This is a genomic window from Caballeronia sp. M23-90 (assembly GCF_053574605.1).
Genome location: NZ_JBSIPA010000145.1, coordinates 1 through 13,486, shown reverse-complemented (window position 1 = coordinate 13,486; position 13,486 = coordinate 1). Strand labels below are relative to the sequence as shown.

Here is a 13,486-nt window from a genome sequence, read left to right as displayed (position 1 = left end):
TGGCCGACCGGCACCATCATCGCGCCTCCGATGCCTTGCAGCACGCGCGCAGCGGTGAACATCGGCAAGGTGGACGTCATGCCGCACAACACCGAGGCCACCGTGAACACGGCAATCGCGCTGCCAAATATGGTGCGAAGGCCGAAGCGGTCGGCGGCCCAGCCGCTGATCGGGATGAACACGGCAAGCGTCAGCAGGTACGAGGTGATGCCAAGGCTGAGATCGACAGGATGCAGGCCGAACGATTGCGCCATCTGCGGCAGTGCCGTGGCGATGATCGTGCCGTCGAGATTCTCCATGAAGAATGTCGCCGCGACCAGCATCACGATGACCGACGAACCACGAGGGTTCGTCCGCTGCGATGCGTCGCGGGTGAGATCGGGGGCCTGCATCAAAGGCGTACTCCTGTGGCGGTTACGGTCGCGGCTGCTCGTGTAAGGCAATGAAAAGCTGATCGGAAGCTTGGCGAAATCCAGCGGGCAGTCACTGCAGCAAGGCCCGCGCTATGGTAGCGTCAGCGTTTGGCCGAAGGTCTCGAAACGACGGCCCGACACCTGAACATGACCATAGGAAAGCATACGATGGAGTACCGGAAACTCGGTGGAACGGATATCAATGTCAGTCTGATCGGACTGGGCACGATGACCTGGGGCGAACAGAACACGGAAGCCGAGGCACACGCGCAAATCGATGCCGCGCTCGGCGCCGGCATCAACCTGATCGACGCCGCCGAAATGTATCCGGTGCCGCCGCGCCCTGAAACACAGGGGCGCACGGAAGAGTACATCGGCACGTGGCTGCATGCGCATCCGGCCGAGCGCGAGAAGATCGTGCTCGCCACGAAGATCGCCGGACCGGCGCGTCAGCCGCATAACCCGCGTCACATTCGCGGCGAAGGCAATCAGTTCGACCGGAAGAACCTGACCGAAGCCATCAATTCAAGCCTCACACGGCTGCAGACGGACTACATCGACCTGTATCAGTTGCACTGGCCGGACCGCAGCACCATGACGTTCGGCCGCGCCAATTATCCGTGGATCGAAGATGAATATACGGTGCCCATCGAAGAGACGTTGAGCGTGCTCGGCGAGTTCGTGAAGGCGGGCAAGATCCGGCACGTGGGGGTATCGAACGAGACGCCCTGGGGTGTCGCCCAGTTCCTCAACGCCGCCGATAAACACGGCCTGCCGCGCATTGTCAGCATTCAGAATCCATATAGCCTGGTGAACCGCACGTTCGAAGCAGGGCTTTCGGAATTCACCCACAAGGAAGGCGTGGGCCTGCTCGCCTATTCGCCGATGGCCTTCGGCTGGCTGTCCGGCAAATACGAAGGCGGCGCGCGTCCGGACGGCGCGCGGATCACGTTATTCGAGCGTTTCCAGCGTTACAGCAAGCCGCACGCGGTAAAGGCGGTCAGCGCCTACGTGGAACTCGCCCGGCGTCATGGCCTGAGTCCGGCGCAGCTTTCGCTCGCATTCGTGAATAGCCGGCCGTTCACGACCAGCACGCTCATCGGCGCGACCACCCTTGCCCAGTTGCACGAGAACATCGGCAGCGTGGACGTGAAATTGTCGGACGAGATCCTGGCGGAAATCGACGCCATTCACGAGCTTCAGCCTAACCCCGCGCCTTGATAGGTTCACCGAAAAGTGTCATGCATGGCCGTTATCCTGAGGGGTAGCGGTCATCGAACGGCCACGAAAAATTACCGTTTGCGTTCGTTTTTGCAAGGTTTCAAGCGTACAGTTGTCGTCTCAAACAGTATCGTAACCGTCTGTCATAAGCCGCGCCGGGCCTTTGGCGGCGCGCGCTTCGTTGTTCTTTGGTGACGCGCCAGTTCCCATGGCACTACACTTGCTCGAAGGACCCGGTTGCCCGCTGTGGCGCCTTTCGTGCCTCAGCGCGCCCTACGCAAAAGGAGTCGTCGCTCATGCCGCAAACCCCCTCGAACTCGTCGGATCTAGACACACTCGCCATCAATACCATCCGCACGCTGTCCATGGATGCCGTGCAAAAGGCCAATTCGGGGCACCCCGGAACGCCGATGGCGCTTGCGCCCGTTGGTTTTCACCTGTGGCAAAACCATCTCCGTTACGACCCGACCGAGCCGCTGTGGCCCAATCGCGACCGCTTTGTCTTGTCGGTCGGTCATGCTTCCATGCTGCTTTATTCGCTGCTGCATCTGACGGGTGTCAAGGCCGTCGATCATGCTGGCAAGGCGACCGGCGACCCCGCCGTATCGCTGGATGACATCAAGCATTTCCGGCAGTTGGACAGCAAGACGCCGGGCCACCCGGAATACCGGATGACCACCGGCGTCGAGACCACCACCGGTCCGCTCGGGCAAGGTCTGGGAAACAGCGTTGGCATGGCAATGGCCGCGCGCTGGTACGAGGCGCATTTCAACAAGCCGGACGCGAAGATTTTCGACTATCGCGTGTACACGCTGTGTGGCGACGGCGACATGATGGAAGGCATCTCGCACGAAGCTGCATCCATGGCCGGGCACCTGAAGTTGTCCAACCTGATCTGGATCTACGACAGCAACCGCGTGACCATTGAAGGGCATACGGACTTGGCGTATAGCGATGACGTGGAAACGCGTTTCAAGGGCTATCACTGGAACACGCTGCACGTGGACGACGCCAACGATGCCGGCGCGCTCGAAGCCGCGCTGAACCAGGCGAAGGCAAGCACTGATAAGCCGACGCTGATCGTGGTGAAGAGCATTATTGGCTGGGGCGCGCCGCACAAGCAGGACACGTCGGCGGCGCACGGTGAGCCGCTGGGTGTCGATGAAATCAAGCTCGCAAAGAAGTTCTACGGCTGGCCGGAGGATTCGAGTTTCCTCGTGCCGGACGGCGTCTACAAGCATTTCGACGAAGGCATCGGTGCACGCGGCAAAGCTGCACGTGAAGCATGGCAAAAAAGTTTCGATGATTACTCGAAGAAATACCCCGACCTCGCGAAGGAGTTCACGCAGATCGAGGAGCACGAGCTGCCGGAAGGCTGGGACGCCGATATTCCGGTGTTCGATGCCGACGCCAAGGGCGTGGCATCGCGCGAGTCGTCGGGCAAGGTCCTGAACGCGATCGCCAAGCGAATTCCGTGGATGATCGGCGGTTCGGCGGACTTGTCGCCGTCGACCAAGACCGATCTGAAGTTCGAAGGCGCGGGCAGTTTCGAGTATGACAACTACGCCGGCCGGAACCTGCACTTCGGCATTCGCGAACACGTGATGGGCGCGATCTGCAATGGCCTGGCGTTATCGAACTTGCGGCCTTATGGTTCGACCTTCCTGATTTTCAGCGACTACATGAAGCCGCCTATCCGCCTGTCCGCGATCATGGAAGTGCCGGTGGTCTACGTGTTCACGCACGATTCCATTGGCGTGGGCGAGGATGGTCCGACGCACCAGCCGATCGAACAGCTGGCCTCGTTGCGTGGCGTGCCGGGATTGAGCACCTTCCGTCCGGGCGATGCCAACGAAGTCGGCGAAGCGTGGCGCTTTGCGTTGAACCAACCGCAGACGCCGGCTTGTATCGTGGTATCGCGTCAGCCCATGCCGACGTTCGACCGTATGAAATACGCATCGGCGAAGGGTGTGCACAAGGGCGCCTACATTCTCGCCGATGCCGAAAACGGCAAGAAGCCCGAAGTCATCCTGATGGGGACGGGCACGGAAGTGGGCGTGTGTATCGAGACATATGAGAAGCTCAAGGCGGAAGGAATCGCCGCGCGCGTTGTCTCCATGCCGTCATGGGATGTATTCGAGAAACAGGACAGCGACTACAAGGATTCTGTCCTGCCGCCGGACGTCGATGCCCGGGTGTGCGTGGAACAGGCCGGGTCGCTCGGCTGGGATCGTTATGTCGGCCGTCTTGGCTCCGAGATCGTCATGCATACATTCGGAGCATCAGCGCCGCTTGCCGACTTGAAGAAAAAGTTCGGCTTCACGCCGGAGCACGTCTACGGCGAAGCCAAAAAGCAGATCGAACGCGTCAAAACCAGCCATAAGGAGTAAGCCGTCATGCAGATAGGAATCGTTGGACTCGGCAGGATGGGCGCAAACATCGCACGCCGTCTCATGCGCGGCAAGCAAACGTGCGTGGTGTACGACCACAACCCGGACGCGACCCAAGCCGTGGTCGCCGACGGCGCGACAGGATCAAGCGACCTCGGCGACCTGGTGAAGAAGCTCGAAGCGCCGCGAACCGTCTGGCTGATGTTGCCGGCGGGCAAGATCACCGAAGATTCCATGAACGATCTCTACGAGATCCTGGAAGCGGGTGACACGATCATCGACGGCGGCAACAGCTTCTACAAGGACGACATCCTCCACGCGGCGAAGCTCAAGCAGAAGGGCATTCATTTCGTCGATGTCGGTACGTCCGGCGGCGTCTGGGGCTTGGAACGCGGCTATTGCATGATGATAGGCGGCGAGCAGGATGTGGTGCAGCGGCTCGATCCCATCTTCTCCGTGCTGGCTCCGGGACGCGGCGACATTCCTGAGACGCCCAATCGCGAAGGTCGCGATGCACGCGTCGAAAATGGCTATATGTATGTCGGGCCGGTCGGTTCGGGACACTTCGTGAAGATGGTGCATAACGGTATCGAGTACGGGTTGATGCAGGCGTATGCCGAAGGGTTCGATATCCTGAAACATAAGTCATCGACTGATTTGCCCGAGGCGCAGCGCTACGATCTCGATCTCGCCGATGTCGCCGAAGTCTGGCGGCGCGGCAGCGTGGTGTCGTCATGGCTGCTCGATCTGACGGCGGGCGCGCTGGCGGGCAACGGAACGCTCGACAAATACTCGGCCGAAGTCGCCGATAGCGGTGAAGGGCGCTGGACCATTGAGGCGGCGATCGAGGAAGCAGTGCCGGCGCAGGTGTTGTCGGCGGCGCTTTACTCGCGCTTCCGTTCTCGCGACGGCAATTCGTTCGCCGACAGGATGTTGTCGGCAATGCGCTTTGGGTTCGGCGGTCACAAGGAGTTCACGCCGGGTTTGAAGTGAGAGTGTGACTGGCAGTTGGAAAGCCGCTCGAGCGCCAGGCCGAGCGGCTTTTTTTATCAGCGCATCATGCGCCGGCGGAACAGAATCGCGCAGAGGAAAAACGGGACGATTGCATAAGCCAGAAGCACTGCAACGTGCAGAACGACATGCTCTGGCGGACGATCCAGCATCGCGGGCCGGATCAACGCAACCGCGTGCGATAACGGCAACAACAACGAGACATGCTGGGCGAGCGCCGGCAATTGCGTCAGCGGGAAAAACACGCCCGAGAGCAACAACATGGGCGTGAGCGCGAGCGTCTGGTAGAACATGAAAAAGTCATAGCTCGGCGCGAGCGCGGTCACGATCATCGCCGTGCTGGAAAACGCCAGACCGGTCAGGACGATGACGGGCAGCGCGTAAAGCATCGATGGAAAACTCGCGTACCCGAGCACGCCGGCGACCAGCATGATCGCCACGCCCGAGAGCACCGACTTGCTCGCCGCCCATACGATCTCGGCCAGCACGATATCGCCGAGCGTCAAAGGTGTATGCATGATCGCTTCCCACGTGCGCTGGACGTGCATACGCGAAAAGCCGGAATACATGGCCTCGAAGCTCGCCGACATCATCACGCTCGACGCAACCGTGCCCGCCGCCAGGAACGCGATGTACGAAACACCGTCCACATGACCGACCATCAGTCCGAGCCCGAGGCCCAGGCCGAACAAATAGATCATGGGATCGGCGAGATTACCGAACATCGACGCAATCGCGAGTTTCTTCCAGACGAGATAGTTTCGCCGCCAGACCGAAATCCAGTTCGATGCGTTCGCCGGCATGGACGACAGGAACGGTTCGTCCGCGCGCTTCTGTTCGACAGGCCGGGGCGCGCTTGCGGCGCTTGTTTGCGGTTCGCTCGCCATTGCTCAGTCCACCATCTCGCGCCCGGTCAGGCGCAAAAACACATCTTCGAGATTCGCCGGGCGGTGCAGGTAACGCACGCCCGGCCGCCCCTTTACTCGCTGATGCACGGGGGCGGGGTCATCGACGTAACAAAACAGCGTTTCGCCGCTTATTTCCATCCGTCCGACAAACGGCGTGAGTTCGTCCCGCAGTGCTTGCGGATCAGGCCCGTAGATTTCGATGACGTCGCAACCAATCACCCGTTCGATCAGCTCATCGGGTTTGCCTTCCGCCACCTTGCGTCCTTCCTCGATCACGCACAGCCGGTCGCAAAGCCGTTCGGCTTCCTCCATGAAGTGCGTAGTGAGCAGAATCGTCTTGCCGCGCGAGAGCAGCGAGCGCAAACGCTCCCAGATCAGGTGACGCGCCTGGGGATCGAGGCCTGTGGTCGGTTCGTCCATGACCAGAACGTCGGGATCGTTCACGAGCGCGCGGGCGAGCGTCAATCGCCGCTTCATGCCGCCCGACAACTCGCCGACGCGCGCATTCGCCTTGCTTTCCAGCCGCGCAAATTCCAGCAGCGACGGAACCACGGCTTCAATCTCGCGCCCGCTCATGCCGAAATAGCGGCCAAAGATCAGCAGGTTTTCGCGGACGGTGAAATCGGGATCGAGATTGTCGAATTGCGGAACCACACCCACGCGGCGCCGTGCGAAGCGCGCGCGGGATGGAATGGGTTCACTGACCAGATTGATGGTGCCGGCGTCCGGTGCGGCCAGTCCGAGCAGCATCTTGAGCGTGGTTGTCTTGCCAGCGCCGTTCGGCCCCAGCAGTCCGAAACACTCTCCCGGCTGCACGTGGAACGACAAGCCATTGACGACGGTCTTGTCGCCGTAGTGTTTCCGGACATCGATGAACTCGATAGCCGGACTCGCCGGCGCGTGGTCCGCGGCGGGTGTGTCGTCGGGTAACACTGCTGCATCTGCCATGCGTAGGAACTCGGCGTGGGGTCAGGAAACAAGCTGCTTAGTTTAATCGATTGCACCAGCGCGGCGCGTCGCCGCTATTGCCTGCACTGCCGACGCGCATCCGCGCTTGAGTACGGTTGCGCCAAGATTGCGGCAAGAGGCGGTCAATGTCCGGAATGCCCGCCCAGCAAGGAGCCGCAGGCGCTGGCACGCCGCACGCTTGGCGTTTTTCCGACGACGCACATGCATTAGCGTTTTCCATCGTTGCAAGCGATTTGGCAACGCACCATGATGACGGCAACGCCACGCGCGTCGTGATGCCCGATGGCACGGGGCAACACGCGCAATACGTTGAACACTGTTTTTTTCGATGCCCTTTGCTGCCACCAGCAGCGCGGAGAACCACCATGGCAAGCTACCGAAAAATCCTGCTGTGCTACGACGGCTCCCGCGAAGGACGCAAGGCGTTACGCGACGGCGCAAATCTCGCGCTCGAGCTGAAAGCCGAAACCCATCTGCTGGCCGTTGTCGATATGCGTTCGAGCATCGCGCAAAGCGCGGGCCTCCTCACCGACATGGCCTGCGGGCGCTTCGAAGACGCGGCCCGCGACATCCTCCACGAAGGCGTGGATTGGCTGACCGAGCGTGGTGTACATGCCGAGGGTCATTTTGCGTTCGGGCATCCTATCGATGAGATTGCCGGGCTTGCGCAAAGTCTTCAGGTGGATCTGGTCGTGGTGGGACACCGTTGCCGCACCGGGCTGGCGCGGTGGTGGATGGGCGCGGGGAACACGCCGCTGATGGACCGCGTGTCGTGCAGCATTCTGGTGGCCGTGTCGCCGACCGGATCGACGGCCGAGCAGGAAGATGCCGCCCACGCCGCAGTCCCCGTCAAGGCCGAAGTGAGTGTGTGAGGATGCGGGGCGTCAAGGTACCTGAAGCCCGGTTCATCCGTTCAACTCGATGCCGACCAGCTTCCACGAGAACAGGCCGTATCGTTTGAGAATGGCCGAATAGCGCGCGTCACCGGCGCCGTGCCGGTAGTTCACCGTGAACGTGTCGAAGCTTCTGTAACCCGCCGTTGTTTGTGGCGGCTGCTTGGGCGCCGGTTGCGCCGGCGCGCTCGTGACAGGCGGAGATTGCTGTGCGCCGGGTGCCGTGCCAGGTGTGGCGGAATCGGGCGAGGGCGGAGCCGGCGGTTTCTCGCCGGGATCGCCTCGCGGCGGTATGCCGTTCAGGATTGCCGCCACGCCATCCGGCGTTGCGTACGAATCCACGAGTGGACCGATCAGCGCGGCGCCAATCATTGCGCCCAGCAACGCCAGCGGATTGCCGCTTTTATGTACATCGATCTTCCGGGTAAGCAGTTGCCCGACTTGTTCCTTCAGACTCTCTCGCAGCAGCGGAAAATCCACGTACGCGTTCACCGTCTCGGCATCGCGCGTATCGGCGGCGCGTTTCATGCGGTCCAGCGCAATATAAGGTGATGCGTAAAGTAGTCCGAGCGCTGCGACGGCCGCAATTACGATCAGTGCGGTTAGAACGGATTTGCTGATGCGCGACATACGTCAGGGTGCCTTCGTGAGTTCGAGGTGATTGACGACGACCAACTGACAACCAATCTCAATTGACCGCGCCGTCACGAAATCTATCCCTCAAACTCGAACAATCACGAGGATTACCTGAAGGTCACGCAAGAAGACCGCCTTCGACACCCGCGCGTTCTTCGTCGATATAACGGTCGATCATGCGCGAAACCGCTTCAATGTTGCCCACCATGATCACGCGCGATTCGCCGCGATAAACCCGCACGGGCGCACGGCGCTCGGCTTGCGCATGAACCGACGCGCTGAGCGACACCCGTGCAAACGCAGGTTGCCGCGAAGGCAGCACAGGCGGTTCGTCGAACATGTCGGGCGTGTTTGTGTCCTTCCGTATCTTGCAGGAGATCAGCGCGCGCAGATGACGAAAGCGGCCGAACTCGCGGAATTGCCTGAATGAAAGCGGCGACCGTGCTGCGGGCGCGAAAGAAGCTGACGCAGCCGACGAAGCAGATAAAAACGAGGCAGAAAACAGGCGGGCAAATCGTTCCATGATGTTTCTCCGTGAACAATAGGGTGCGCGCCGGTTCATCGCGGATGCGATGTCCGTCACGCTTTATAAGGCCGGAAATTCAACCGCGGCGCGGCTGGTAGCGGGAGCGCCCGCCGCCGCAGAGCGGATCAGAAAGCAGCAATCAAAAGACGAGAATCAGAGCGTGGCCATCAAGTCGGCCGCGCTCGAAGCACATCACAATTCGCCGGATCGGATCAGTCCGACAGCGATACCTTCAAGTGCGAATTCGTCGCTACCCGAAGCCACGAAGATGTTTTCGTAATCGGGATTCTCGGCGATCAGTTCGACGCCGTCCGGGCGACGCTTCCAGCGTTTCACCGTCACGTCGTCACCGAGCCGCGCGACGACGATCTGGCCGTCTTTTGCCTCGTTCTTCTTCTGCACTGCGAGCAGGTCACCGTCGAAGATGCCGGCGTCGCGCATGGAAAGCCCGCGAACCTTCAACAGGTAGTCGGGCTTGCTCGAGAACAGTGCCGGGTCACAAGCGAAGTGCTGCGAGATATGTTCCTGCGCAAGGATCGGGCTGCCTGCAGCCACGCGCCCGACCAGCGGCAGGGACAATTGCATGATGCTCGCGTGCGGCAATGTGAACTGATGCGGTCCGTCATCAGGACCTGGCTGGTTCAGCAACCGGATGCCGCGTGAGGAACCCGCCGCCAGCTCGATCACGCCTTTACGGGCCAGCGCACGAAGATGCTCTTCGGCGGAATTGGCCGAACTGAAACCGAGTTCTGCCGCGATCTCGGCGCGCGTGGGCGGAAATCCCGTGCGCTCGATTGCGCGCTGGATCAGTTCGAACACCTCTTGCTGCCGCGCAGTCAGTTTGCTTGTCTTGGTCACGTGCTTTAGCCCCTTGTCTGGTCCGTCATCCACTGTATGGATGAACAGATGCCTGTAGTTTTATACAGTATTCGCCGCTTTTCAAGCTTTACTTTAAGTTCGGCGTCGTCCAGACCACACAGAGGGCGAAAACAGGCTGCTCCAACACCCGTTTACCGGTCGCAACGCCGCTGCCAGCCTCCATTAGCACTTTTTGATCTAAAAACATGAAGAACAATTATTTTTAATAATGAAAGGCCGTCGATAGACTCAGCCCATCGAACACCATAAGACGGAGAACGGGGAATGTTGAGTCGTAGATCGGGGTGGGGCGTGCGTGCCAGGAAACTGCTCGCAACGGCGGTTATCGGGGCTGCGTCGGGAATCGGGATGATCGCGCAAGCGCACGCCGATACGTCGTTTCTCAACGTGTCGTACGACCCGACGCGCGAGCTGTATCAGGACTTCAACCAGGCTTTTGGCAAGAAATGGAAGGCCGAGACCGGCGAGACGGTCACGTTCAAGCAGTCGCACGGTGGGTCGGGCGGTCAGGCGCGCTCGGTTCTGGATGGCTTGCAGGCTGACGTGGTAACGCTGGCGCTGGCTTATGACATCGATGCATTGTCGGCCAAGGGTCTGGTCGCGCAGGACTGGCAGAAGCGTTTGCCGGACAACGCGTCGCCTTATACATCGACTATCGTGTTCCTCGTTCGTAAGGGCAACCCCAAGCAGGTCAAGGACTGGCCGGATCTGCTGAAGCCGGGTGTATCGATTCCAAGGCGCAAAAGACGCATTTCGCCGATGGCGGCGTGTTCGATTCGATCTATCAGCCGCAGTAATAGCGGCGAGTTTCAAAGCATGAAGCACAGCATCGCCTGCGTTGATCCGCTCGCGATGCTGTAGTCGTAAGAAGCCACAAAAAACCAGCAACACCACCACGGCCGCACAGACGGTCAGAACCCCGAAGCGCCGTTCCCCGCGACGCAACGGTACTGGATGATGGACGCATGACAACTTTCACTTTCCGCAAGCCCAGCGCGCTGCCGGGCTTCGGCCTGACGCTCGGCGTCACGGTGGCGTATCTGAGCCTCGTGGTGCTGATTCCGCTCGCCGCGACCTTTGCCAAGACGGCCACCCTCGACTGGACAACGTTCGTGCGAGCCGTCACGTCGCCGCGTGTGCTGGCGTCGTATCGGCTGACATTTTCGGCCGCGCTCGGCGGCGCGCTGATCAACGCCGTGTTCGGCTTTCTGGTCGCCTGGGTGCTGGTCCGCTATACGTTTCCATTCAAGCGGATCGTGGACGCTGTAGTCGATCTGCCGTTTGCGTTGCCTACCTCCGTAGCAGGCATTGCGCTCGCGGCCGTGTATGCGCCCAATGGCTGGATTGGACAATTTCTCGCGCCGCTCGGGCTCAAAGTGGCGTTTACGCCGCTGGGCGTGCTGGTGGCGCTGACGTTCATCGGCTTGCCGTTCGTGGTGCGGACCGTGCAGCCGGTGCTCGAAGACTTCGAGCGCGAACAGGAAGAAGCCGCCGCGTGCCTTGGCGCGACTCGCTGGCTGACGTTTCGCCGCGTGGTCCTGCCGTCGCTGTTCCCCGCGCTTCTGACCGGCTTCGCGCTTGCCTTCGCGCGTGCGCTGGGCGAGTACGGGTCGGTGATTTTCATCGCGGGTAATGTGCCGATGAAATCCGAAATCACATCGTTGCTGATCATCACGAAGCTCGAACAGTACGACTATGCCGGGGCGACCGCGATTGCGGTCGTGATGCTGTGCGTGTCCTTCTTGATGCTGCTCCTGATTAACACGCTGCAATGGTTCCTCCAGCGGCGCACCAGCCGCGGCGGAGCGGGTCCCGCGCCGGCGCTGGCCGGTTCACTGCATGTCGATGGAGCCAAAGCATGAGCAGCGTCGACCAGAAAGCGGCGGATCTCGGGGCGCTGCGTGCCATCGAACACAAGCTCGATCCCGTTACCGAATCGCGCGCCGTGCGCTGGATCCTGACGACGATCGCGCTGATCTTTCTCGCGCTGTTTCTCGTCGTGCCGCTTGCCGCCGTGTTTGCGCAGGCCTTTGCGAAGGGCGTGGCGTATTACTTCGATTCGTTGAAGGACCCCGATGCGTGGTCCGCCATCAAGCTCACGTTGATCACGGCGGCCATTGCCGTGCCGCTGAACGTTGTGTTTGGACTCTGCGCTTCGTGGGCGATCGCCAAGTTCGAGTTTCGTGGCAAGGCATTTCTCACCACGCTGATCGACTTGCCGTTTTCGGTCTCGCCGGTCGTCTCGGGCCTCATCTACGTGCTGATGTTCGGCGCGCAAGGCTGGTTCGGACCATGGCTCATCGACCATAACGTGCAGATCATCTTTGCCGTGCCGGGCATCGTGCTCGCGACGATCTTCGTCACCTTCCCGTTTGTCGCCCGTGAGCTGATCCCGCTGATGCAGGCCCAAGGCAACGACGAAGAAGAAGCGGCGCACGTGCTTGGCGCGTCGGGCTGGCAAATCTTCCGGCGCGTGACGCTGCCCAATGTGAAGTGGGGTCTCCTGTACGGCGTGATCCTCTGTAACGCGCGGGCGATGGGCGAGTTCGGCGCCGTGTCCGTGGTCTCGGGCCATATTCGCGGCCAGACCGACACCATGCCGCTGCACGTCGAAATTCTCTACAACGAATACAACTTCTCGGCGGCGTTCGCCGTGGCCTCGTTGCTGGCGCTGCTGGCGCTCGTCACGCTCGGGCTGAAACTGCTCGCCGAAAACCGCATGGAGAAATCGATAAAAGCCGCGCAGGCCCGGCCTGCCGATATCGACGTAAACAAGCCCGCGGCCGCGTCACTCCAGAACTAGAAGGCGAAGATCACCATGAGCATCATCGTTCGCAATTTGCAAAAGCGCTTTGGCGATTTCGTCGCGCTGGATAACGTCTCGCTGGACTTCCCCGCGGGCGAACTGGTCGCGTTGCTTGGACCGTCGGGCTGCGGCAAGACCACGTTGTTGCGCGTGATCGCGGGACTCGAATACGCGGATGCGGGTTCGGTCGTGCTGAACGGCGAAGACGTCGCGGAGGTCGGCGCGCGCGAACGTCAGGTCGGTTTCGTGTTCCAGCATTACGCGCTGTTCCGCCATATGACCGTGTTCGAGAACGTCGCGTTCGGGCTGCGCGTGAAACCGCGCAAGGAACGGCCGCCGGAAGCCGTGATCCGCGAGAAAGTGCATGAGCTGCTGAAGCTCGTCCAGCTCGATTGGCTTGCGCAACGGTTTCCATCGGAGTTGTCGGGTGGTCAGCGGCAGCGCATTGCGCTGGCGCGTGCATTGGCTGTAGAGCCGAAAGTGCTGCTGCTCGACGAACCCTTCGGCGCGCTGGATGCCAAGGTCCGGAAGGAGCTGCGTAGCTGGTTGCGCCGTCTGCATGACGACCTGCATATCTCGACCATTTTCGTCACGCACGACCAGGAAGAAGCGTTGGAGGTCGCGGACCGGATCGTGGTGCTCAATCGCGGACATGTGGAGCAAGTGGGCAGCCCGCAAGACGTCTACGATCATCCGCAGACGTCGTTCGTGTACGAGTTCCTGGGCGCGGCAAACCGCCTGAAAGGGACCGTCGATGCACAAGGTTTCGTGGCGCAAGGCGCCGCCAAACCGATCGCGACCGAAGCCAGCTTCGCGGGTCCGGCGGTCGCCTAA

Annotated in this window: 12 protein-coding genes and 2 pseudogenes; 8 read left to right on the top strand and 6 right to left on the bottom strand. The window is 61.0% G+C overall.

Features of this window, described 5'->3' with window-relative positions; all coding sequences use genetic code 11:
• A partial coding sequence (locus tag ACRXB1_RS16165; protein WP_449492543.1) for an MFS transporter occupies positions 1 to 392 on the bottom strand: 392 nt, incomplete at its 3' end.
• Between the two features lie 189 nt (positions 393 to 581).
• Here ACRXB1_RS16165 and ACRXB1_RS16160 point away from each other — a divergent pair.
• The 3 genes from ACRXB1_RS16160 (at position 582) to gnd (ending at position 5,017) form a co-directional block, all read left to right on the top strand.
• Positions 582 to 1,634, top strand: a complete 1,053-nt coding sequence (locus ACRXB1_RS16160) for an NADP(H)-dependent aldo-keto reductase (protein WP_449492544.1) — start codon at positions 582 to 584, stop codon at positions 1,632 to 1,634.
• A 296-nt stretch (positions 1,635 to 1,930) separates the two neighbouring features.
• Positions 1,931 to 4,024: a transketolase gene (gene tkt / locus ACRXB1_RS16155; protein ID WP_449492542.1), complete on the top strand. Its 2,094-nt coding sequence runs from the start codon at positions 1,931 to 1,933 to the stop codon at positions 4,022 to 4,024.
• 6 nt (positions 4,025 to 4,030) lie between these two features.
• Positions 4,031 to 5,017, top strand: coding sequence for a phosphogluconate dehydrogenase (NAD(+)-dependent, decarboxylating) (gnd, locus tag ACRXB1_RS16150; RefSeq protein WP_449492541.1), 987 nt, complete (start codon positions 4,031 to 4,033; stop codon positions 5,015 to 5,017).
• A gap of 56 nt (positions 5,018 to 5,073) precedes the next feature.
• On the opposite strand, the gene ACRXB1_RS16145 is transcribed toward gnd, so the two are convergent.
• Together ACRXB1_RS16145 and nodI are read right to left on the bottom strand one after the other, a co-directional pair.
• Positions 5,074 to 5,838, bottom strand: coding sequence for an ABC transporter permease (locus ACRXB1_RS16145; RefSeq protein WP_375507897.1), 765 nt, complete (start codon positions 5,836 to 5,838; stop codon positions 5,074 to 5,076).
• A gap of 87 nt (positions 5,839 to 5,925) precedes the next feature.
• Complete coding sequence (nodI, locus tag ACRXB1_RS16140; protein ID WP_449492540.1) at positions 5,926 to 6,891, bottom strand: nodulation factor ABC transporter ATP-binding protein NodI; 966 nt, start codon at positions 6,889 to 6,891, stop codon at positions 5,926 to 5,928.
• Positions 6,892 to 7,277: 386 nt separating this feature from the next.
• Between nodI and ACRXB1_RS16135 the strand changes: the two genes are divergently transcribed.
• Positions 7,278 to 7,784, top strand: coding sequence for a universal stress protein (locus tag ACRXB1_RS16135; RefSeq protein ID WP_061999238.1), 507 nt, complete (start codon positions 7,278 to 7,280; stop codon positions 7,782 to 7,784).
• 33 nt (positions 7,785 to 7,817) lie between these two features.
• Here ACRXB1_RS16135 and ACRXB1_RS16130 read toward each other — a convergent pair whose 3' ends face one another.
• From ACRXB1_RS16130 to lexA, 3 genes are all read right to left on the bottom strand, one after another.
• Positions 7,818 to 8,435 carry a DUF2939 domain-containing protein gene (locus ACRXB1_RS16130; RefSeq protein WP_449492539.1) on the bottom strand — a complete coding sequence of 206 codons (618 nt, stop codon included), beginning with the start codon at positions 8,433 to 8,435 and terminating at the stop codon, positions 7,818 to 7,820.
• Positions 8,436 to 8,559: 124 nt separating this feature from the next.
• The gene (locus ACRXB1_RS16125; protein ID WP_256701053.1) at positions 8,560 to 8,964 is read right to left on the bottom strand and encodes a hypothetical protein; all 405 of its coding nucleotides are present in this window, start codon (positions 8,962 to 8,964) and stop codon (positions 8,560 to 8,562) included.
• 195 nt (positions 8,965 to 9,159) lie between these two features.
• Complete coding sequence (lexA, locus tag ACRXB1_RS16120; protein ID WP_062000819.1) at positions 9,160 to 9,825, bottom strand: transcriptional repressor LexA; 666 nt, start codon at positions 9,823 to 9,825, stop codon at positions 9,160 to 9,162.
• 285 nt (positions 9,826 to 10,110) lie between these two features.
• Here lexA and ACRXB1_RS16115 point away from each other — a divergent pair.
• From ACRXB1_RS16115 to ACRXB1_RS16100, 4 genes and pseudogenes are all read left to right on the top strand, one after another.
• A pseudogene (locus ACRXB1_RS16115) lies at positions 10,111 to 10,578 on the top strand (sulfate ABC transporter substrate-binding protein); the annotation flags it as partial.
• A 233-nt stretch (positions 10,579 to 10,811) separates the two neighbouring features.
• Positions 10,812 to 11,708 carry a sulfate ABC transporter permease subunit CysT gene (gene cysT / locus ACRXB1_RS16110; RefSeq protein ID WP_449492538.1) on the top strand — a complete coding sequence of 299 codons (897 nt, stop codon included), beginning with the start codon at positions 10,812 to 10,814 and terminating at the stop codon, positions 11,706 to 11,708.
• A complete protein-coding gene (gene cysW / locus ACRXB1_RS16105; RefSeq protein WP_075357966.1) occupies positions 11,705 to 12,649 on the top strand; it encodes a sulfate ABC transporter permease subunit CysW in 945 nt (314 codons plus the stop codon). The genes cysT and cysW overlap by 4 nt, the downstream gene beginning before the upstream one ends.
• A gap of 15 nt (positions 12,650 to 12,664) precedes the next feature.
• Positions 12,665 to 13,486 (top strand): annotated as a pseudogene (locus ACRXB1_RS16100) (sulfate/molybdate ABC transporter ATP-binding protein); the annotation flags it as partial.